The organism is Caldicellulosiruptoraceae bacterium PP1, assembly GCA_041320695.1.
GTDB lineage: Bacteria > Bacillota > Thermoanaerobacteria > Caldicellulosiruptorales > Caldicellulosiruptoraceae > JBGGOQ01.
The window spans coordinates 34,189-57,361 of the sequence record JBGGOQ010000006.1 but is presented as its reverse complement, the minus strand read 5'-3'; the positions used below and the strand labels follow the sequence as shown (position 1 = coordinate 57,361).

Here is a 23,173-nt window from a genome sequence, read left to right as displayed (position 1 = left end):
GTTTAAAATTGAGCACTTATTCTGGATGCCACCTTTCTTTTGTTTTCTTATGTGTTAAACAGTTTATATTATTGCAGGTATTCAGAATAAGTGCTCTTAATATTTTCAGGCCCTCTCTGACTACGCCAATTTTTATTATAGAGCCTAAGTCAAATGTAACAGAGTTTTTTGGCTTATTCAGTTTTATTTTTGCAATGTTTCAATTGCCCTCATAAATAATGCAATAAGTTCTGCTCGTGTAACAACTTTTTCTGGTCTAAACGTATTATCTGTATAACCCTTAACAATTCCAAGACCATATGCCTTAGTAATATAATTTGCTTCATCAGAAGATAAATTGGTTATATCATTAAATGGAGCTTTAGTAGATTCTATATTTATCCCTTTTTGTTCAAGTAATTTTATTATCATTTCGCATGCTTCAAGTCTTGTAAGCGGTGCATTAACATTGTCAATTTTTTCTATAACATTATTGTCTAATAAAGCTTTAATAGCTTCATTTGCCCAGTTTGGAACATTTGTGAGTGTTCTTTGTTGTTTCGATGTAATTTCAAATGCTCTTTGAGCAATTACTGCTGCCTCAGCAAGTGAAACTTTCTTATCCGGTCTTAGTGTCATATCTTCATAGCCTGTAACAAGACCATTTGAAAGAGCTTTTTTAAATGTATCATATGACCAATTTTCTTTCTTTACATCCTTGAATACATCTTCAAGGTTTGCTGCAACAATAACAACACTACCAACTTTGTTTATTGTAATAACAACATTATCAGTCCCTTGCTTTGTTGCAACAGGTAACCACTTTCCTCTTTGTTGATCATAAATAAAGCTAATCGCAATCTGCCCCTCTTTTATAGTTTGAGGCTCAACTTTTACATTTAATTGAACATTCCCAACTATGCTTCCTTTAGAAACTGACACTTTTATAGGTTGTGTCACAAGAGTTCCAACACCAACATCTTGATCAAATTTTTCTACTTTTTCTACATTCAATTGTGGTGCAAACCCTTGGATGGAGCCCACTGGAACCTCAATTTTAATGTTCTTATCTACTTCAATGGTATTTTTTGTATAAGGATTAATTTCTGCAGTAACAAAGCCTTTTTGTTCACTTTTTGGTTGCTGAGTTTGTTGTGTTTCCTGTTGCTGTTTTTTATCATCTCTATTTTCATTTTTGTTTTCATTATTATTTGTTATTGGGGTGCTGCTTGAACCACTTCCTCCAGTATATGTTGTTCCTGTTGTCTTTCCAGGAACTAATACAGCGATGTTTGCCGTAGTTGCTTTCGAGCCGTCTGATATTCTTGTTACTTCAAGTATAAGATGTACAATCGTATCTGTACTTGGAGGATTTATAACTCCATCAGTTCCTATTACAGTAGGATTATCCGATGATTTTATTGCTATACTGAATCCTTCTGGCACTGTGGGCAAGGTTAATCTTAGTGAACCTTTTGCAGGTGCTGATATAGCTGTTATCTTATCAGCTACATCTTTAGCCGTAACATTTTCTGTTTCTATAGGATAGCCAAATATCTTGACTTCCATCAACTGGGGAGTATACCAATTATTGTTTGGGTTATTTTGAATAACCGCGTCTATCAGATTTATTCTAACATATCTTGCTTGGCAATTTATATTATCACATGTAAATCCATAGAACTGATTGTATGTTCGATCAAGGACAGTAGTATAAGTGTCATTCACATCCTTTTTGGTCTGAATAGTATATTTATAATAGCCTTCAGAACCTTTCAATATCCACCAAGAAATCTGAACGTTGGTAAGATCATAAACTGCCCCCAAGTCAACTTCCCACCACTGCGGCCAGTCATAGTTTCTCTCTGACTGCCAAGCTGTTAAATAATCTCCGTCGTTTGCTTTTTCGGGACCATATCCGGCAGCAGATTTTGATGCTCTTGCCGGCTTGCCTTCAGATAATAATACACCATTTGTAATTGGCACTGACTGTCCGGTGTTTTCATCAAGCAAAAATGAATCACAATAGTCATAATAAGCATTTGTTCCATCAAAGATTACTGGAAGCCATAACGAATCTCCCCTCAGCCATCTGTATATAACAGCAAAATATGATGTTGCTTCAGTCCCAGTAAATTTAATAATGGCATTACTCTGTCCTGAGAAAGTTGAAGAGTTTCCTATAGGTTTTGGCTCAGACCATGGACCTTCCAAAGAAGTCGCAGTGGAATACATTGCCTGGCTCGGATACCAACCCGCAGCGGCAGAAGTAAATAAGTAATAAACTCCATCTTTTTTCACCATTCCAGGTGCTTCCCTATATAGCCCCTTATAAGGCTTACTAACCAGTTTTTCTATACCTAAATAATCATCTGTAAGTTTATAAATTGCCAAGTCTGCGTTTGTATTTGTAGCTGATATTAAATACGCCGAACCATCATCATCTTTAAATATAGAAATATCTCTTGAGTCATTTTCAAGAGGTCTGAAACTTCCTTGACCGACCACTGTAAACTCTGAAGAAGGAGAATCAGACTGAGAAACCGCTACTAACACTCTCCCCAGGCTATAATCCTCAGCATTTTCATAATGTGCCCACATTACATATCTTTTTGTTTTTTCATTGTATAAGATATTAATTGACTCAAGCTTACAACTTTGCAGATCATTATGTGATGATGCTGTGAGAACATCCTTTTCTTTTGTCCAATTTATCAAGTCTGTTGATGAACTACATATCAAAGACACAAACTTACCATCTACACTATTATAATCGTAGCGATAGTATTTATCTCCGACTTTAATTGTTGTTAATTTTAATTTAGTTACATCATTAGCCCCTGCTTCTCCATTTATAACAATAACAGCATCATTGCCGATTACAGGAATTTTCACACTTACTGCTGTGGAATATCCCGACTCACCTGCACTGGTTACAGCTTTTACTTTATAATAATATGTTACTCCTGGTCTCAATCCTGTATCCATGTAATTAATAGCATAACCTCTGTATATCTCTGAATAAGTCCCATCTGAACTGGTTGATCTATACAAAATATATTGAGAAGCTCCAACAATTGGGTCCCATTTGATAATTGCACATGTGACTTCATTTTCCTGTGCTGTCTTTACAGGATATGCCATCAATGATGTTGGAACATCACTTTTGGTTGTTACGCTTATTGCTGCTGATAAGAGTGATTCCACTCCTGCATCGCTGGTATAGCTAACCTTGTAATAATATGTCCTATTTGGTTGTAAATTAGTATCAGTAAATATTCCTGCATTGCCGCTGTAAATAGGTTCATACATTCCATTTTCAGTGTCTGATCTATAAAGTGTATATCCAGTTGCACCGAGAATCTTATACCAGCTCAAATTTACCATGGTTGGTGATGGTGAACTACCAGTAAGTCCCATTTTAGATTCAGAAGATGGAACCAGATTATTATCAACTATCATAATCCAGCTAATCAATGGGTCCTGTGCTGCAGTATTTCTTACAGTAATATTAAGGGTATTGTTGGTTATTGTAACACCTTTACATACTTGAACATTGCGCGGTGTAAATGTAATCGGACCCTTTAGTTCTTCATTTATAAATAAGTTTGCTTTTCTGGAGAGATTTGTCCATGGATCGTTAAATCCTATATATACATCATACGAACCATTCTCCAAGGTAAACTGATAAGAAAGGTCCGTACCTTTAGGAGAATTAGAAACATTCCCAGCGTTGAGATATCTGACTGTTGTCCAAATATCCCCACTTTCTGAGCCTGCAGGAAGAGCAATATCTTGTATATATCCCCAAGGAGATTGATCTTCCGGATTGTATGCTTGATCAGCCACGCCTTTATTTATGAGAGTATTCTGCATATACGATGTAAGAAGATTATAATCGCTTGTCACATACCCACCGCAATTTATAAAATATATTGTTTTATCAGGTATTACATACATTTTGATATAAACAACTTTGTTATTATACTCCGGAAGTTTTAATTCCAAAGTAACTTGTCCTGGGATTGAAAAATCATCAACTGAAGGTGCATGTGAGTTTATTGTCCATATTGCAGAAGTTGATTTAATATTACCTTCTTTATCTAAAACTTTTATGGTTTCAGGTAAATTCGGTAAAGTTCCAAGAGCAACAGCCTCTGGAAACTTAGTTACAATATTTACCTTGGCCATTGAATCCAATATGCTCGGCTCCCAACTATCATACCATCTTATGATCATATCTGAACCCTGACCAAACTCAATAGGCAAAAAGACATATTTTGCCCCGTCATTTGAGAAATCCCCACCATTCCACATATCGCCAACATATATAAATTTTCCTTTTGCAGGATCTACAGGAATAACACAAGTTGTTTGCGTATTAAATGATTTCATTGGATCAGGATCGGTATCTCTTGTTTTGACAAAAGGATTAACCATTGTAGACCACGGCCCAAAGATATTATCTGCAACAGAATATTTGTTTTCATTTGGAGCCCAACCTGTTGCACCTGAGGTTAATAAATAGTATTTCCCGTCATATTTGAACATTGCAGGAGCTTCACGGTGTTCACCTGGGAATATCCTTACATAATCCACACCATAAACAGCTTTATAAGATGAATCACGAATAGGTTTACCATTCTCATCCACTCTGCCATCTTTATGCCAGCCCGTAATATCTGTATAATCAGGAGTAAGTTTTGAAATATATAAGGTATAGTTTTCTTCACTGGAATAAATTAGGTAGGCAGAACCATCATCATCTTTGAATAAAGTCAAATCACGTGCATAACCTTTACTTTCGGGATGATAATCAGTCTGATCCGGTGGACATTGATCCATTCTAAAACTATGCAGATATTCAAAAGGACCAATTGGTGAATCACTCACAGCACAACCTGCCTCAGCTTTTGCATATGATTGATTAAGCGTGCCATCTGGATTTGTACTGCCTTCAACATGCATCCACATAACATATTTCTTAGTTGTATCATTATATATTACTCTCGGTCTTTCGATAATTCTACCAACTCTGATATCATCAAAAATGTTATCCTTATCCGTCCTGCCTTTATAAAGTTCGGAAATAAGAGGATCATTTTCAAACTGATCCATTGATTCAATCATAGTCAATGCCATGCCTTCATCTTTCCAGTTTAATAAATCTGTAGATGAGTAGCATCTTACTCCAGAAGAAGGCCACTTTCCAACATGATATTCACCATACCAATAATACTTATTTGTAATTTTATCATACATAATATAACCGCCATGTGCATCAATAACAGCACCATTTGTATCTCTCATTATCTGGCCAGGTCTAAAAACTGTATTGAGTATATCTGGAACAAGATTAGCAGTTGCAGCTTTTAGTTTATTCAGTTTTTCTCTAATTCCCAATTGGATATTTTCTGAAGCTATGTTATCAATTTGTGGATTAAAACTATTAACAAACTCTTGAGCTTCTGATATAGCTTCATTTGCCTTATTTATACTGAGAACTGTATAATAATTAGAACCGTCTTCCTTTTTTCTGTTTATTTCTGTGCTCAAAGCTGATATCTGTGATTGCAAATATGACATTGGGATTACACCTTCTATCAAAATGAATCCAACCATAGGATCATTCCACTGATGCCAAGGACCTGTAGATGGTCCTTTTATATCCACATTCAACTCACCGTCATCTACATATACTCTATAAGTAACCTCTACCTTAGTATTTTGTGGAATTGAATAATCACCCGACATATTATCTCCTTCAAGGTATATATTTGTATCTCTTGTACCCCATGGATTTTTTGTTGCTACAGTAACAAAATAATATCCTGCTATCGGTAGTTGAAATCTATAGCTGACAGAAGTATTTGCATCATGGTTACTCCCCCAATAAAACCTAACTGAAGAATATTTATCTGTTGTAGAACCATCAGCTTCTGTATCTGGACCATATCCCCAACTATATCCTGTTGTATCTATACCATATGCTTTATCTGTTACACTTTGATATAGACCCATTTTATCACCTGGGTCAGGCGTGGATGGTGTTTGATCACCGCAGTCAACATAGTAAAATACATAATCGTGTGAAGCAAGTTGCTCATCAATGTCTTGGAGATTATAGACATTGTTATAAACATCGCTATAAATACTGTTATAAACACTTAAAGTGTCATTTGTATTTTTAACCGCCTCATCTGTGCTATTGGAAAATGTCGTATTTGCTGAAACAGATATCACCGAAGTAAAGTTAAAAGATATTAAACATGTCAACAATAATAACCATGATAAAAATTTCTTCATTTTTTTCATTTTTTCTTCAATGCCCCTTTCTCTACTAATTTCAATATCGCTTTTGGTAGCTTTTTTCATTAATATTTTCAAAAGGCTTTTTAATACTTACAATGCACATTTAAATTTTATTTTTTTGAAATTATTCAATTATCAAATTTGCAGTTAACTTAAAATTTTTTGAATTTAAACATTTTGTTATAACCAATAAAATTTTTCTTATTAATTAAAAATTCTAATTCCATTTTAAGTAGATATTTCATACATCAGAATTGATTAATATTATACTGTAATACTGTAAATTAAAAAATTTCTATCCATTTTCTTGCCTATGTTATTACTTTCATCTTTACATCATCTTCTTTTTGATTAAAACACATTTTTATTATATAATTAGTCAAAAATACTATTTTTAAATTCTTTTATCTTACTGTTTTACAGAGCCAAGTATGCTTTGTACAAAATATTTCTGTAAACTAAAGAACACTATTATCATAGGTAATGTTGCAATAACAACGGTAGTCATAATGACCCCTAAGTCCGGATTATACCCCGATGCAAGAGTTGAAACTAGCAATGTCATAATCTTTTTTTCATCACTCTGTAATACAATTAGAGGCCATAAATATGAATTCCAACTCGTCATAAAAGAATATATAGCAGCTGCTGCATAGGTTGACTTCATCGAAGGAAAAACTATCGAAGTAAAAATTCTTAGTTCACTTGCTCCGTCAACTCTGCCTGCCATAATAATCTCTTTTGGATATAACTTAAAACTTTGTCTAAAGAAAAAGATTAAAAACACTGAAGACAACATTGGTAATATAACACCCCAATGTGAATCCAAAAGATTGAATGTTACCATTAACCTAAAAAGTGGAACTATCAAAGCAGCAAATGGTATCATCATAGTTGCCAATAAAACTGAATATACTTTTTCTCGATTTTTTGAAGGATAGAACTCAAACCCATAAGCTGCCATGGATGATATTATTAGAGATCCTATTACTACAATTAATGAAATTTTAAATGAATTAAATATAATTCTACCAACTTCATAATTGTTAAAAAGATTATTCAAATTTTCAGTCAATGCATTACCAAAGATAAGTTTACCTTTGTTTATATCAACCGATTTGTTAGTCATATCAACTATCATCCAGAAAAATGGAAATATTGAAACAACAGACATTATGATAAGAAAAATGTAACCAACAGAGTATTTTATTATTCTGATCTTCTTCATTCTTTATCACCTGCCAATTTTAGCTGAATAAATGACAATATTGCTACTATTATCACTATAACATAAGAAGCTGCTGCAGCATATCCAAAGTTTGGCATGTATTTGAAACAAATGTTATATATATAAACAGAAGGTGTTAACAATGAATCTCCAGGTCCTACACTTGAACCAGTAACAACACCTGCCGCTAAGTTTATAGGCTCATCAAATAATTGAAGTGTCCCAATCGTAGACATTATAGATGTGAAAACTATAATAGGTTTAAGCAACGGAATAGTTATTTTAAAAAATTGTACAACTTTATTTGCTCCATCAATGTCTGCTGCTTCATATATTTCATAAGAAATATTTTGTAAGCCTGATAAATAAAACATCATATTATAACCCATCCATCTCCATGTCAAAGCAATTATAAGCGTCACCTTCGCCCAAAATGGATCCATAAGCCATGGTATGGGCTCTTTTATCAAATGTAATGATAATAATGCTTGATTTATTAAACCATCTGGACTAAACATCATCTTAAATAACACTGTATAAGCTACCAATGAAGTAACGGCTGGTAGAAAAATTGCAGTTCTGAAAATACCCCTAAATTTTATTCTTTTATCATTAAGTATAACTGCTAAAATCAAAGCTAAAATTAACATTATTGGAACTTGTATAACCAAAATAACTAGTATATTTTTTAACGAAAGAATAAATGTATTATCTTTTATTAATCTTATGTAATTACCTATACCTACAAATTCCTGAATAACACCTTTAGTACCAAATGTAGAAAGATACAATGAATATGCTATAGGATAAAAAAGAAATAAACTAAATCCTACAACTGCAAATAATATAAAAAACCAACCCCACAAATTCAGATATCTCTCATATGATATCTTTTTCATATTTATGTTAAGCCCCCATTCTTTAAAGGTTAGGAGAAGTATTGCCTGATTTACAGGCATTACCCCTCCCTCAATTTTGCAATTACTGTCCAACTTTGTTCTTAAATTGTTGTTCTATTTTTTTCACTGCTGCATCAACCGTTAATTTACCAGAATAAACATCTGGCATTACTGCCATTATTGCACTATCAGCTTCATAAGTATATAAGCCATAATTAACAGTTGGTATATTTTTCATCCAATTAGAAAAATGTACAAAAATCTTTTGTCCACCAAAGAATGGATCACTTGCTGTATATGCTTTACCTTTCTGAGCTGGCACATATGTCCCTACAGCTCCTCTTTCAATTAAAATCTTCTGATAAAAATCTATATCTTTTGCATATATTTGTTTCATAAAATCTATAGCTAAATCCTTATATTTTGAATTTTGCAATACGTACCAGCTTGAACCACCTAAATTTGATGCATTAACTGAACCTTTTATATTTAGTCTTGGAATAGGTGCAACTGACCATTTACCACTTTGTTTTTTTTCTGCTTTAATTGAACCCATAATCCATACACCGGATACAACCGATGCAGCATCTCCATTATTAAAGGATGCTACCCATTGGTTCCATCCGTTGACCTTTTTTGCAATTCCTGAATCCACCAATTTTTTATAGACATTTAAAGCATCTTTCAAAACTGGGTTATTTGCAATGTCAACTTTACCATTTTTATCAAAATACCATTTTCCAGCAGATTGTAGCATTATTCTTATCAAACCACCATCATATGGATCAAAACCAATCATATACTTGCCAGTTTTTTGTTTTATTGTTTTACCTATTTCAATAAATTTATCCCATGTAATATTTATCAAATTATTTGCCTTATAACCAGCTTTCTGGAAGTAATCAGTTCTATAAAACCAACCAGCAACTCCTGAATCAAATGGAATTCCATATATTTTACCATTAAGAGTCATTAAATTAACTTTATATTGTGCAAAATCCTTATAATTAAAGTGGTTATTCAAAACTGCAAATGAACCTGGATAAGAAGCAAGATATTTTTGTGCATTATAATCTTCAATCAAAACAATTTCTGGTAGTCCTGTTTTCATTCCCGAAGCAAGAACAGTGTTGAGCTTTTGTTCAACATCTGCTTTTGCCATACTAACTACATCAATTTTTACCTTTGGATTCATCTTTTTATATCGGCTACTTGCTTCATTCATAATTGCAATATTAAAATTTGGATCCCATGCCCAGATAGTTATTTTTCCTTCTTTTGTAGCTGCTTTTACACTAGTTGCATTATATATTTCACCTACTAACACAAGCGACAAAATAACCAATCCAATAATTATAGTCCGAACTGCTTTTTTCATCTTGTAACTCCTCCTTTTTATTTATTTTTTATTTTGTGATAATTTATCTTTTATAGACTTGTTAAACATACTTATAGTTTCACACTTACTTTGGCATTATTATCTTTAGTTAATTAAATGCTGATTTTTTCATCAAGGAGCTTATCTAATGACTTTTTTCTTAAGAAAACCTTTCCTCTACTCTAATAATACGCAATTATTTATTTGATCTTTTACAATAAAATTATTAATCACCCATTTGTTTTTTAAATTGTAAAAGCTGTCTTTTAATTTCTTTTAAAGCTTTATCATAACCTGCTGCTTTTAATTTCTTCCTATAATCTTCTACAGCTTTTACAGGGTCTTTCACTTTTCCAAAACTAATTGCAGGTCCATAAGTATTAGTAACATTAGAAAGTGCTGCTAATTCTGCTTGAATAGGTTTCGGGTCAAATGTAAAACCTGTATAAGGATAATCTTTTGCAATCTTAGCGTATCTGTTGTATATTTCATTCTTGATATCAAGTGGAGTATTTTCCCCTGGAATTTCTAATTTATCATTTCTTCCACCCCAGAAGTTTGACCAAAATCCATCTTTATTGTCATCATATTTAGGAGGAGTTGCTCTTACAAGAACACCATTTTTCTTTTTAAGCACATACTGAACTCCCTCAATACCGTAGTTCACTAACCTATATATTTGTTGATCATTTCTAATCAAATCGTATACCATAAGTGCTCTTTCCGGATTCTTGCTGTTTCTTCCCACTGAAGTTGCACCATGTAATATTGAGGTTTTTAAGAGATTTCCTCTTGTATCACACCAAGCAAAGAATTGAAGATCTGATCCTGGCTGCTTTTTATCCATTGATGGTCTAAGCCCAAGATAAGTCGCTGTATGATGCTCATCGGCTCCTGTTTTACCTTCCTGTAATTCAGCTCTTGTATCTCCTTTATATGTTAATACGTCTGACCTAAAATAACCCTTATCAGACCATCTCTTCATTGTTTTTGCATATTCAACAAAAGTTTTGTCAAAAATTGGGGAATAAATAGTATATCTATCTTTCCATGATTTACCCCAAAATATTGCATGGTATCCTGTTGCAAAAGGAAGCCCTACTGCATCAGTATATGACTCAACCCAACCACCCCATATTTCTTGACCTATAGAAACTGCTGCATCCCATGGGATTACACCGGGCTTATTTTTCTTTATTCCATCAAGATATTTTTCAAATGTTTCAAAATCTTTTATTGGCAATTTAATTCCAAACTCTTTTGCCCAATCTCCTCTATAAAAGAACCCATGATTTACATATTGTGTATATTGATCTTCAGGTATAGTTATAATCTTGCCATTATACTTAGAAAGTTTCCAATGAGATTGTGGAACACTCTTCCATGTTATAGGTGCATACTTGGGTAATAAATTATCTAATGGTAAAAAAGCACCTCTTGCAGCATTTGGCCACAAATCAAGCCAGTCGTCAGCACTTGTTATCAAATCTAAGGCTTCGCCGGATGCCAACATCATGTTGTATTTGGTATACCAATCAGCCCAACCAGTAAACTTAAGCTCTAAATTTGCATTAACTTTTTTCTTTAAAATTTTATTCCATTCTGCAGATACTTTTTCAAGTTGACCATTGGTTGGTGGATCTCCCAACATAAGATAAGTTACTTTTACAAAATTCTTAGGAACATTAGAAGCTGCCTTGCTAGGAGATGTTGACATTACAATCCCAGCTATTAAAGCAATAATACATACAACCGCAACAACCCTCGCCGCACGTTTCATAATAAAAACCTCCTTTTGATAAGATTTTTTATTTTTTTATTATAAAGTTATTACTCCATATTTGGAGTAACAACTTTATTCCGAGTTAACCTTTTACAGCTCCCACTGTAATACCTTTTATAAAATATTTTTGCACAAATGGATAAACCAAGATTATAGGACCTGTTGCTACTACTGCTGTTGCCATCTTCATTGATTCAAGCGGAATATCTTGTAATGGAACATTAGCAGATGCGGCTGAATTTCTTATAAAATCTGCTTTTGTAATAACATTATAGAGAAATAATTGAAGAGGAATATATTTTACCGAACTTGATAAAAACAACATAGCATTATACCATTCATTCCAATAACCCAATGCAAGAAATAACCCTACTGTGGCAAGTGCAGGTTTTGCCATTGGTAATATTAACCTTATAAATATAGTAAAGTCACCCGCACCATCTATTTTAGCTGATTCTGTTATTGAATGAGGAATAGATTTCATAAAGTTTTTCATAAGTATGATAAGCCATGGACTCATTAATAATGGCAATAATATAGCTAAGTAATTATCCTTTAAATGAAGAATTTGTGTAACCAAAAGATAGTATGGAACAAGACCACCAGAAAATAAAGTGGTAAAATATATATAAAATGATATTTTATTCCTATAAGGAAAATCAGGTCTTTGAAGCACATATCCAGTCATTGCAATCAAAAATAATCCTAATATAGTTCCCACTACCGTATTTAAAATTGTTACCATATAAGAACCAATCAAATATTGTGGATCTGCTGAAATCAATTTATAAGCAAATACCGTAAACTGTTTAGGCCAAATTTGATAGCCATACTTCATAATTGAACTCTCTGATGTAAAAGAAGTTGATATAACAATTATAAATGGAATAAGACAAGCAAGAGCAAATAAAGTTATAAAAATATATGCCACAATTTTAATTATAGTACCTGGCAAATCTTGAGGAGTTTTGTTTTTCTCAGTATATTCCATATAACACTCCTCCTTTTAAAATAATGCATATTCTGGTTCAATTCTCTTTACAAGCCAATTGGCAAATGTAACAATAAAGAAACCCAAAATTGATTGATAAAAACTCACTGCACTGCCAAGAGAAAAATTAAAATTGTTCATAAGAGACCTAAATACAAATGTTTCGATTATATCAGTATTTTCAAATAGCAAAGAATTATTAGACCCAACCAGATTATAAAACAAACCAAAATCTCCTCTTAATATGCCACCCAATGAAAATAAAAGTAATATTACGAAAGTTGGTTTCAAAAGTGGTAAAATGACATACCTGATTTTCTGCAAAGTATTTGCACCATCTATTAATGCTGCTTCAATAATTTCGGTATCTATATTGGTTATAGTAGCAAAGTAAATAACTGAACCATATCCAGCACCTTTCCATATATTAGTTATAACAATAATAAATGGCCATAAACTTGGAGTAGAATAAAAATTTATAGGTGTAATTTTTAATGACTTAAGGATATTATTTATAACACCATAATCAAAATTTAAAAAGTTATATGCTAATAATCCAACAAGAACATAGGATATAAAGTTTGGAAATATCATTATTGTTTGGGTAACCTTTCTGAAGCGTTTAGCATTAATTTCATTAAGTAGTATAGCTACTAAAATCTGAAATAAACTGCCAAATATTATAAAAACCAAATTATAAAGTATTGTGTTTCTTGTTAGCCTAAGTAAATCTCCTGACATTATTAAGAATTTAAAATTACTTAAACCAACAAAAGGACTTTTAAATATTCCCAGATCATAACGATAATCCACAAAGGCAATATACAAACCTGGCATAGGAATATATGAAAAAACAAAAAAGAAAATTATAGCAGGTAAACACATAAGTAATAAAGTTTTATTATTTTTCAAAGTAGAGAACTTATTTTTTGGTTTTTTATAATTTACCATTGATGAATTAGAAACAGATAAATTAGAAACCATTTTCATTATAATCATATCCCCTCATATTATTGAGTTTACGATAAATACCATTACATATTATTCCATATAAATCATCTCAATCTCTTCTAAAATAGAATTATCATCTATTTTTGTTGGTTCTAAGTATAATATTAATTCATTATTAGCAGCTTGAAGTAAATTTTTAGGCAAATATAAAATATCAGGATTACCACCTCTAAAAATTGATATGTTTTTTTTCTCTTCAAGCCATATTCTTCCTATAACTTGTTCTTTACTTATTGCTGTTATTTTAAGGTTCTTGCCTTTGAATAATGCTTTGACTTTTGTGTAGTCAATGTTAGTATCCATTTCAAGACGAAGAATTAAAGAATGTTTGCTTTTCATAATAATGGGCAAGGTGATCTTGTCAGCTGTATCTTTGCTTTTCTTTGCAAGTTCATATAGTTTTGTTGGTTCTGAATATAAAATGGCACATTCCTTACTTGAAATACCTTCTAATAGATAAACTTTTCCACTTTTGTCATCAAAATAATCCTTTGTAACAACTACTTTTACCTCATTGAAACTTCCTCTTTCTATGTATTCACTCACATCAAACATTTGGTGATACTTGTCAACTTTACAGATAGGTTTTTGGTTAATAAACAATTCGCCATTACATTCAAATCCTTTAAACCAAAGATAGCAATTTTCTGCTTCTTTACTTATAAAGATCTTCTTATAATAATGATCTTCAAATTGCTTTTTAGTTGTTTGTCTTATCCCAAAATTAGTAAATATAGGTGGAGTTTTGTGATTCCCTTCTTTAAACAAATACCAGTTATCTGTAATATCACTAATATCAAATATTAATGAAGCATTATTAAGCCCTTTTAGAGAGCAAATTTTAAGTGAATTTTTCCTATTATCATCAAAATTACAATGTCCCCATATCTCTGCTTTTACTAAAACCTCAATTTCTTTTTCTTCAATATTTAAGACTTTATCTAAAAAAATACATTCACCATCGTTCAAAAATGTTCCAATATAATCCTCATTTATATAAATTGATAAAATATCACTTGCATTGCTCATGGCAAGCCCTTTTATCTTCTTTTTGTTCTTCATTTCATACCTTAGCTTATACCAAGCACAACCTTTATATATTCCTACATTTTCTAAAAACATTGCCCTTTGACCTTTGAATTTTTCTACGCCATATTCTATTTCTTCTAGTCTATCAATTATATTTGATCTGCAGCTGACTGCACGGCTCTTTTGTTTTATATAATTATTACCAAAATTATTTAAATACATAAGATCCTTATCAATTTTTTCAATTTTAGCAGCTACATTGCTATTTAGACCAATTATCTTTAGTTTTTTCCCATTTTTTAAAAATATAGTTGCTGATTTTTCAACATCATCCTTGGTAAACTTAAATATTATTTCATCCAGGCTATCAATATCACCTTCCACTCTACTTACACTGTCTAATTTAAATATTATTTCTGCCTCATCATCGGTGTGAAAAACCATTAAAAATTCCTCACTTTTATTGCCAATAAAACATGGTTCAGCCGACGAAAATAAAATTTCACCATTTATATCCCATTTTTTTAAATCCAAATTGATAAACACATATTTACACTGTAAAGACTTCACTTTAAGATTGGTGCTTCTTGGAAAGACATCTTTATCAATATTGATTTTTATATTTGCTTCATCTTGAGCAATATTGACTAAGGAGACCATTTTACCATAATCACTTAAATTCATTATTTTTGAAACTGGACAAATACTTCCATTTACACTTTCTACAAAAATATCATTGTTATCTTCTATTGTAGAGGTGGTTATTAAATCATTTAAGGAATTTATCAATTTACTAAGTAGTCTTGCTTCAAGAAATTCTTTCTCATTGATTTCTCCAAATGCTGATACAAGAGAATTAAAATCATAATCACATGCTATTAAAGAGAGAGGATTCCCCCAATTATTTATTGCATTGTAAAACTCAAAATTAGTTCCGCCCACTTGGTTATAAGCACCTATTAATTTTGCACCACTGGCCAAAAGACGCTTTAGTAAAAAGTGCTCTCTCCCCGTTTCAGTAATTAAAAATGGGAGATTTTTTCTCTGCATTAAATCTAAATAGTAATATAGCTTATTCTCAATTGTAGAGTCTTTAATATCAGGATAGAAATTGAATGTAGACACCAAACTATCTAATAACCCTGTTGCTCCCTCAACATCACCTTGTCCTACACATGCAATTAAAGGAACATCTATATCATATTTTTTGATAAAATCAACCAATTTACTTAGATAATTCTTTTTATCAGAACAATTGTAAAAGTCCAATTCATTTTCTACTTGAATTGCAATTATTGGCCCACCTTCTGTTATTTGATATTTACTTATTATTGGTATTATCTTTTCATACCATTTTCCCACATATCTCAAAAAAACATCATTTACCTCTCTCAGACTAATATCTCTTTTAGACAACAAATAAGCTGGTAATCCACCTAAATCCCATTCTGAACATATATATGGCCCTGGTCTTGCTACAACATACATTTCATTCTCTTTAACAATATTTAGAAACTTTACTACGTCCCTGTTGCCATCAAAGATCCATTTTCCCTCTTCTACTTCATGGTAATTCCATGGAAAATAAACATCCAAACAATTATATCCTGCTAATTTAATCTTTTTTATTCTATCTTCCCATTCTTCTTCAGGAATTCTAAAATAAAATAGCGATGAACAAAGTAGGATTTTGTAATTATCTCCTATTTTTATTCCATCTTTTGTTAGCATAATCTTTTCTGCTTTCATATTTCTCCCCCTGTCATAGTTATTATAAAGCATTGCTGCCATTGAAAATGGATAATGTTTTTTTATCATCACCTCTCTCTTAGGATTTGACAATTTTTTTGTTTTAGCTTAGAATAATAAAAGGGTATATTTGTGCTTTATTTTTATTTTAAAAATATTTTGTTTTTATGTTTTTTTTTTTGTTTTTTTTAACTACAAGATTCTCTTACTTTAACTTCAGTCTTAACCACTACTTTTTTGTCTTTGTTCTCTTCTTTTATTGTCAAAACATCTATAAGTAGTTTTCCAATAACTGAATAATTTTGATTAACAGTGGTTAAAGAAGGAATAAAAGTTTGTGCCAATTCTATATCATCAAAGCCAGTGACTTTTATATTTTCTGGAACCTTTAAACCATGCAAATATAATTCCCTTATTGCTCCTATTGCAACTATATCATTTATACACATCAAAACTTCTGGCAGGTTATCTGCTTTCAATAGCTTCTTTACTCCTTCTTCCCCTGCCTTTATCGAGAACCCACTATAAATTATCCATTTCTCATCAGTATCAAGATGATATTCATCCACGTATTTCAAAAAATATTCTTTCTTAGATTCTGTTGAGCTAACACCTTGGTCTCCTAATATAATTCCTACTTTCTTAAATCCTCTTTTACAGATAAACTCCATAAGTTGTCGAAAACCCTTTTCCTCATCTGTTATGATATTTGTAGTTGTTATTTCTTCATAAATACTATTTACTGTTGCTATAGGCACCTTATTTTTAATAGCTATCATCTCTTCTATATATTTATCTTTCAATTTGCAATCATTGATCCTGCCACCCAAGAATATTATCCCATCTACTTGTTTTTCTACTAAGGATCTCAAATAGACAGATTCTATTTCATACTTGCTAAACGAATTACCCAATATTATATTGTAACCTTTCTCTAAAGCTCTTTTCTCGGCTTCTCTGTATATCTGTAGAAAGAACGGGTTGCTTATATCTGGTAGTATAATACCGATAGTTTTGCTTTTTTTCTTTGTTAAACTTCGAGCAAGAATATTAGGAACGTAATTGTATTTTTGAGCTATTTGCAATATTTTTTCTGCTTTTTCTTTTTTAACTGACCCACTGTTATTTATTACTCTTGATACCATACTTGGAGAGACTTTTGCTTCTTTTGCTATATCATATATGGTTACTCTTTTCATTGTTATAGCCACATCCTCATTTTCTTGGATTATTTTATCATATTCATTATTTTTAACATTCAAAATATGCTTTTAAGAAATTATTAAGGCTTGTTTAAATTACTATTGCGTATTTCTAACAAAGATTTATCTTTGCAACCCATTTCAATTTTATTATACTACACAATTTTTATTTGTCAACTATATTTTTTTTAAGTGATATGAACAATTTTATTATTTTATTATATAATTAAATGTAACAAAGCAAAAAAAATATGAAAAAATAGCCAAAACTATAGTTACAATCTTATGTATTATATTTATTGAAATGAAAAAACTTACTAGAGTTTTAAGGTTATGGTGTATTATAATAACATAATTAGGAAAAGATTTAAGTATCTATGTGTGTATGAATAAACGAAGATAGAATTATTGATAAGTCAATATAATATAAAGATGTAAAAAATAATTACAAGGATATTAGGTAGAATTACAAGTATCATTTTGAAATAGCTAAAACAAGGGACAGTAAAACAGACGAATCATTAATAGATGTAACTGTCATATATTTGATTCATCAAATATTTAATTTATGATATTTTTCTAATTATTATATTTTAAATTTAACTCTGAAATAATCTCGTCAATATAATTCAATAATTTTATTAAATGAAATACTGTACTTCTGTTTGCTACAACTTTTTTTGTTTATAATTATACATTATTTTATCCTCAATAATTTCTTCATCAAAATAGTAATTTTCAAAATAATTATTAATTCAACTCTACTTTTGCAGATTAAATCTTTCAAAATTAATATTATCAGTAAACCATGATAGAATAACATCTTGGTATAATATTTTTACCTCTTCATTAGGAATTTTTAAGCTACAAAAAATTCTCCCATTTACTATATCTTTATTTTCAAATTTAAGATAACCACTAAACAATAAAAAACTCCAAATATTAATTGTATTTTTTTCAATATCACCCATTACTATATTTTCATTAATGGGTTTTTTCAATTCTTGCCCAGTTAATAAACTTTCTAAATCATTTTTAAGCTCTTTATCACTTCTGGCTAAAATATTTTTAATAATTGTTTCTTCAGCTGTATTTACCCAGTAAGGACAAAATCCTAAATCATTATTATCAATAAAATTTAAGATTGACCATGGATTATAAATAACTTTATCACCAAAAGAATACCCATTATACCACTTTTTTATATCATCAGCTTTATGTTCTATATTGTAATATTCTAATAATTGAATTATTTCATTTTCTAAGAATCCAAAATAAGAGCTGTATTGATTATTTAGTATAGAACATACTTTCAAATTGTTAAGGCCTGAAAATATACTTTCTTTTGCAATTCTTAATATTCCTGTTATTACAGCCTTTTCAAGATATTGATTATCTTTAAGGCTTGAGCTAAAAAAATTTCTCATAAATTCAATGACTTTATCATAGTAACTAGATAAATATCCTTGCTGAATTGGAACATCATACTCATCAAGTGAACTACCCCCACCTATAGAGGTGGTGGCTTCGTGGTCAAGGTAAGCTACCTTACCAGATTACCCACGCTCTAAGGGCTGTTCCTTCCCCAGTTTTACCATCTACATGGCTAATTTTAGTAAGTTCTTTGCTGCATTTACATCTCTATCATGTATAGCACCACAATTTGGGCATTTCCATTCCCTTAATGCTAAATTCTTTACATCTACATTTTTATATCCACATTCACTACATTTTTGACTTGATGCATATTTTTGTGGTGCTATTATTATATTCCTTCCATACAAATTTGCTTTATACTCTAACATTCTTCTAAACTCTGCCCATGATACTTCACTTATTGCTTTTGCTAAATGTTTGTTTTGCCTCATATTCTTCACCTTCAAGTCCTCTAAAACTATAACTTGTTTTTCGTTTATAACTCTAGAGGATACTTTATGAAGAAAGTCTTTTCTTTGATTTAATATTTTTTCGTGTAGTTTTGCAAGTTTTAGCCTTGTTTTTTCATAGTTTTTGCTACCCTTTTGCTTTCTTGATAAATCCCTTTGTACCTTCTTTATTCTTTTTTCTGTTTTTCTAAGCCATTTTGGATTTTCTATCTTTGTTCCATCTGATAATGCTAAAAAATCCTTTAATCCTAAGTCTATACCTATTTTCTTATCTGTATTAGGAAGTTTTTCAACTTCTGTTTCTACAAGTATTGATGCATAGTATTTACCTGTTGGTGTTTTTGTTATTGTTGCTGATTTTATTTTTCCTTCAAATGTTCTATGCTCTTTTACCTTTATTGTTGTTTTTAGCTTTGGAACTTTAAGATAACCATTTTCAAGAGATACTGTTCCATTTTGATTATTTGTTGTGTAGGATTGATAACCTTTTTTCTTTTTGTACTTCGGAAAACCTATATTCTTGTCCCTAAAAAAGTTGTTATATGCTTTTTCTAAATTTAGCTGTGCATTGGCAAGTGCAAGACTATCTACTTCTTTTAGAAAAGGATAACCTTTTTTATATTTAGCAGGTGTATTGTTTAGCATTTCTCCTGTTTGTTTGTAATGTTCTTTCTTATCATGTAACATTTTATTATATATAAACCTCACACAACCAAATACTTTTGATAAATATTCCTGCTGTTCTTTTGTTGGATATATCCTGTATTTATATGCTTTTAGCAAGTTTACACCTCCTTCCATATATTTATTATATCAAATAAAGCGACATTCATCACCCACTTATAGAAGTGGGCGACTTCTATCGTATTTTAGGTTAAAATCACTTATACCAATTGGAATTTTCTTCATGTGTAATCACCAAATTTTTAAATACTTTTAATAAAATTATATTCTTTGTAATTTTGTTTGTCTATAAATGTGTTACTCAAATTATCTTGCATTATTAAAAAAGGCTATCCATGGTCTTTTTGGATAGCCTCAAATTTAATTTACATCAATTCAATTATATCACTTACAAGTTTAGTAAACTTTTCTTTCACCATATTAGATACTTCAATTACCTCTTGATGAGTTAGCTTTCTATCTAAAATACCTGCTGCCATATTTGTTATACAAGATATACCGCATACTCTAATACCCATTTGTCTTGCTGCAATAACCTCAGGAACTGTTGACATACCAACTGCATCAGCACCCATAATTCTAAGCATCTTAATTTCGGATGGTGTTTCATACGATGGCCCTTTTAAAAAGGCATAAACGCCTTCTCTATAATCAATGCCATTCTTTTTATAAACATCTTTTATAATATCAATCAATTCCCTATCATAAGCATATGTCATGTCAAAAAACCTATTGCCAAACTCACTAAATTCTTCACCAATTGCAGGATTTTCACCAGATAAATTAAGATGGTCTTTGATTACCATTAAATCGCCAGGAACAAATCCTGTGTTTATTCCACCTGCGGCATTTGTAACAATTAAATTTTTAACACCTAAAAGGCCTATTGTTCTTATTCCAAAAACAACATCATAAATACTGTATCCTTCATATAGATGAACACGCCCTTGGAACAAAACAACCTTTTTATCTTTTATTGTCCCAAAAACTAAATTACCTTGATGACCTTTCACAGTAGATACAGGAAAGTTGGGGATATCTTTATATGGTATTACAACCTTGTCAGAAACAGCTGAAACAAAATCTCCAAGTCCACTTCCTAGAACAATAGCTACATCAGGAACAAAAGGAATTTTATCTTTTAAATACTCAACCGATTCTTTAACCTTCTCAATACTCATACTAAAACACCTCAAAACTTATAATAGAATTTCTTTTAAAAAGCTTGCTCCATTTTTTAATTGACCACAATTTAGATATTCGCAAATTGTTGCACCTATATCAGAAAATGTTTCTCTAACACCTAAATTATATCCTTTTTTTATTTTATTACCATACACTAAAATTGGTATATGCTCTCTTGAATGATCTGTGCTTTCGGTTGTGGGGTCGCATCCATGGTCAGCAGTAATTATTAAGATATCATCATCTTTAAATTTATCAATAATCTCAGGAAGTCTATTATCAAAATCCAAAAGTGCTTTTGCATAGCCTTGTGGGTCATTTCTATGTCCATATAACATATCATAATCAACAAGGTTTGTAAAAATAAGCCCATTTTCAACTTCGTCCATTGCAATTAGTGTTTTATCAACACCGTCCATATTTCCTTCTGTATGAAAACTTTTTGTAATTCCTTTACCAGCAAAGATATCATATATCTTCCCTACACCTACTACATCAAACCCTTTTTTAGAAATTAAATCAAGCATTGTTATACCAAAAGGAGCCATAGAGAAGTCTTTTCGGTTATATGTCCTTTTAAAATCCTCTTTGTTATTGCCAACAAATGGTCTTGCTATAACCCTTGCTACAGCCCATTTACCTACCAATATCTCTCGTGCAATCTCACAAAATTTATAAAGCTCATCAAGTGGTATTACCTTTTCGTGTGCAGCTATCTGAAAAACCGAGTCAGCTGATGTATAAACTATTGGATATCCTGTTTTTAAATGCTCTTCTCCAAGCTCTTTTATTATTTCAGTCCCAGATGCAACTTTGTTACCAAGAACTTTTCTACCAATTCTCTTTTCATACTCAGAAATTAAGTCCTGAGGAAATCCATTAGGATATGTTTTAAAAGGTTCTTCAAGTATAATCCCACTTATTTCCCAATGCCCTGTTGTTGTATCTTTTCCTTTTGATTTTTCTTTACTCTTTCCAAATACACCAATTGCATTTGGATTTTTGGGTGTACCTAAAATCTCTGTTATATTTCCAATACCCAATTTATATAGATTTTTAAGTTCAAGTCCACCAACAGCTTTCGCAGTGTTAGCTAAAGTGTTGCTGCCTTCGTCACCATAAAGATATGCATCTTCTAATTCACCAACACCCACACTATCGAGAACAATTAATATAGTTCTCATTAACCTTCAGCCCCTTCAACAATAGCCACACCATTGCTTGTCCCTATTCTATCAGCTCCTGCTTCAATCATTTTTATAGCATCTTCATATGTTTTGATTCCACCAGATGCCTTAACCTTAACCTTCTCACCAACAGTTTCTTTCATAAAATTTACATCCTCTGCCTTAGCACCCCATTTTGAAAAACCTGTTGATGTTTTTACAAAATGAGCACCAGACTTTTTTGATATCTCGCATGCAATTTTTTTCTGCTCATCGGTTAGCTCAGATGTTTCTATGATAACCTTAACTATTTTGTCCTCGCCATATTCACGTGTAACCTTTACTATCTCTTCAATTTCCTTTTCTACATATTCGTAGCTTCCTTCAATCATAGCACCTATATTTATAACCATATCAATTTCATCAGCACCATCAAGTAAAGCTTGTCTTGTTTCAAAAACCTTTATTTCAGTTTTATTTGCACCCAAAGGAAACCCAACCACTGTTGCAACCTTTACTTGGGTGTTCTTTAGCTGCTCTTTACAGTAGCTTACATAGCATGGATTAACACAAACAGCTGCAAAATTATATTTCTTTGCCTCATCACAAAGCTTTTTAATATCTTTGATTGTAGCACTTGATTTTAAAATTGTATGATCAATATATCTTGCTATTTCATCCCTTGTCATTT

The 23,173-nt window shown here is 31.3% G+C and carries 14 protein-coding genes; all 14 read right to left on the bottom strand.

Annotated elements, in window-relative coordinates; genetic code table 11:
- Window positions 1-183: 183 nt before the first annotated feature.
- Window positions 184-6,354: a family 43 glycosylhydrolase gene (locus ACAG39_08925; GenBank protein MEZ0537359.1), complete on the bottom strand. Its 6,171-nt coding sequence runs from the start codon at window positions 6,352-6,354 to the stop codon at window positions 184-186.
- 346 nt (window positions 6,355-6,700) lie between these two features.
- Complete coding sequence (locus ACAG39_08920; protein MEZ0537358.1) at window positions 6,701-7,519, bottom strand: carbohydrate ABC transporter permease; 819 nt, start codon at window positions 7,517-7,519, stop codon at window positions 6,701-6,703.
- Entirely contained in the window at window positions 7,516-8,418 is a 903-nt protein-coding gene (locus ACAG39_08915; protein MEZ0537357.1) for a carbohydrate ABC transporter permease, read from the bottom strand. Before ACAG39_08915 ends, ACAG39_08920 begins: the two co-directional genes overlap by 4 nt.
- Window positions 8,419-8,500: 82 nt before the next feature.
- Window positions 8,501-9,796 (bottom strand): ABC transporter substrate-binding protein, encoded by a 1,296-nt coding sequence (locus tag ACAG39_08910; GenBank protein MEZ0537356.1) that lies wholly within the window; start codon window positions 9,794-9,796, stop codon window positions 8,501-8,503.
- Window positions 9,797-10,022: 226 nt separating this feature from the next.
- The gene (locus ACAG39_08905) at window positions 10,023-11,576 is read right to left on the bottom strand and encodes an ABC transporter substrate-binding protein (GenBank protein ID MEZ0537355.1); all 1,554 of its coding nucleotides are present in this window, start codon (window positions 11,574-11,576) and stop codon (window positions 10,023-10,025) included.
- An 85-nt stretch (window positions 11,577-11,661) separates the two neighbouring features.
- Window positions 11,662-12,570: a carbohydrate ABC transporter permease gene (locus tag ACAG39_08900; GenBank protein ID MEZ0537354.1), complete on the bottom strand. Its 909-nt coding sequence runs from the start codon at window positions 12,568-12,570 to the stop codon at window positions 11,662-11,664.
- A 15-nt stretch (window positions 12,571-12,585) separates the two neighbouring features.
- Complete coding sequence (locus ACAG39_08895) at window positions 12,586-13,560, bottom strand: ABC transporter permease (GenBank protein MEZ0537353.1); 975 nt, start codon at window positions 13,558-13,560, stop codon at window positions 12,586-12,588.
- A gap of 51 nt (window positions 13,561-13,611) precedes the next feature.
- Window positions 13,612-16,428 (bottom strand): beta-galactosidase, encoded by a 2,817-nt coding sequence (locus ACAG39_08890; GenBank protein ID MEZ0537352.1) that lies wholly within the window; start codon window positions 16,426-16,428, stop codon window positions 13,612-13,614.
- A 119-nt stretch (window positions 16,429-16,547) separates the two neighbouring features.
- Window positions 16,548-17,558 (bottom strand): LacI family DNA-binding transcriptional regulator, encoded by a 1,011-nt coding sequence (locus ACAG39_08885; GenBank protein ID MEZ0537351.1) that lies wholly within the window; start codon window positions 17,556-17,558, stop codon window positions 16,548-16,550.
- Window positions 17,559-18,322: 764 nt separating this feature from the next.
- Entirely contained in the window at window positions 18,323-19,075 is a 753-nt protein-coding gene (locus tag ACAG39_08880) for an AAA family ATPase (GenBank protein ID MEZ0537350.1), read from the bottom strand.
- Between the two features lie 84 nt (window positions 19,076-19,159).
- Window positions 19,160-20,230: an IS200/IS605 family element RNA-guided endonuclease TnpB gene (tnpB, locus tag ACAG39_08875; GenBank protein ID MEZ0537349.1), complete on the bottom strand. Its 1,071-nt coding sequence runs from the start codon at window positions 20,228-20,230 to the stop codon at window positions 19,160-19,162.
- Between the two features lie 266 nt (window positions 20,231-20,496).
- Entirely contained in the window at window positions 20,497-21,312 is an 816-nt protein-coding gene (locus tag ACAG39_08870) for a purine-nucleoside phosphorylase (GenBank protein MEZ0537348.1), read from the bottom strand.
- A gap of 18 nt (window positions 21,313-21,330) precedes the next feature.
- Window positions 21,331-22,500, bottom strand: a complete 1,170-nt coding sequence (locus tag ACAG39_08865) for a phosphopentomutase (GenBank protein ID MEZ0537347.1) — start codon at window positions 22,498-22,500, stop codon at window positions 21,331-21,333.
- Window positions 22,500-23,171, bottom strand: coding sequence for a deoxyribose-phosphate aldolase (gene deoC, locus ACAG39_08860; GenBank protein ID MEZ0537346.1), 672 nt, complete (start codon window positions 23,169-23,171; stop codon window positions 22,500-22,502). Before deoC ends, ACAG39_08865 begins: the two co-directional genes overlap by 1 nt.
- Between the last annotated feature and the right edge of the window lie 2 nt (window positions 23,172-23,173).

Excerpts from the sequence above, each read along its gene's own strand:
- ACAG39_08925 (MEZ0537359.1), bottom strand. The coding sequence starts at position 6,354 with ATGAAAAAAGCTACCAAAAGCGATATTGAAATTAGTAGAGAAAGGGGC.
- ACAG39_08920 (MEZ0537358.1), bottom strand. The coding sequence starts at position 7,519 with ATGAAGAAGATCAGAATAATAAAATACTCTGTTGGTTACATTTTTCTT.
- ACAG39_08915 (MEZ0537357.1), bottom strand. The coding sequence starts at position 8,418 with ATGAAAAAGATATCATATGAGAGATATCTGAATTTGTGGGGTTGGTTT.
- ACAG39_08910 (MEZ0537356.1), bottom strand. The coding sequence starts at position 9,796 with ATGAAAAAAGCAGTTCGGACTATAATTATTGGATTGGTTATTTTGTCG.
- ACAG39_08905 (MEZ0537355.1), bottom strand. The coding sequence starts at position 11,576 with ATGAAACGTGCGGCGAGGGTTGTTGCGGTTGTATGTATTATTGCTTTA.
- ACAG39_08900 (MEZ0537354.1), bottom strand. The coding sequence starts at position 12,570 with ATGGAATATACTGAGAAAAACAAAACTCCTCAAGATTTGCCAGGTACT.
- ACAG39_08895 (MEZ0537353.1), bottom strand. The coding sequence starts at position 13,560 with ATGAAAATGGTTTCTAATTTATCTGTTTCTAATTCATCAATGGTAAAT.
- ACAG39_08890 (MEZ0537352.1), bottom strand. The coding sequence starts at position 16,428 with ATGATAAAAAAACATTATCCATTTTCAATGGCAGCAATGCTTTATAAT.
- ACAG39_08885 (MEZ0537351.1), bottom strand. The coding sequence starts at position 17,558 with ATGAAAAGAGTAACCATATATGATATAGCAAAAGAAGCAAAAGTCTCT.
- ACAG39_08870 (MEZ0537348.1), bottom strand. The coding sequence starts at position 21,312 with ATGAGTATTGAGAAGGTTAAAGAATCGGTTGAGTATTTAAAAGATAAA.
- ACAG39_08865 (MEZ0537347.1), bottom strand. The coding sequence starts at position 22,500 with ATGAGAACTATATTAATTGTTCTCGATAGTGTGGGTGTTGGTGAATTA.
- deoC (MEZ0537346.1), bottom strand. The coding sequence starts at position 23,171 with ATGACAAGGGATGAAATAGCAAGATATATTGATCATACAATTTTAAAA.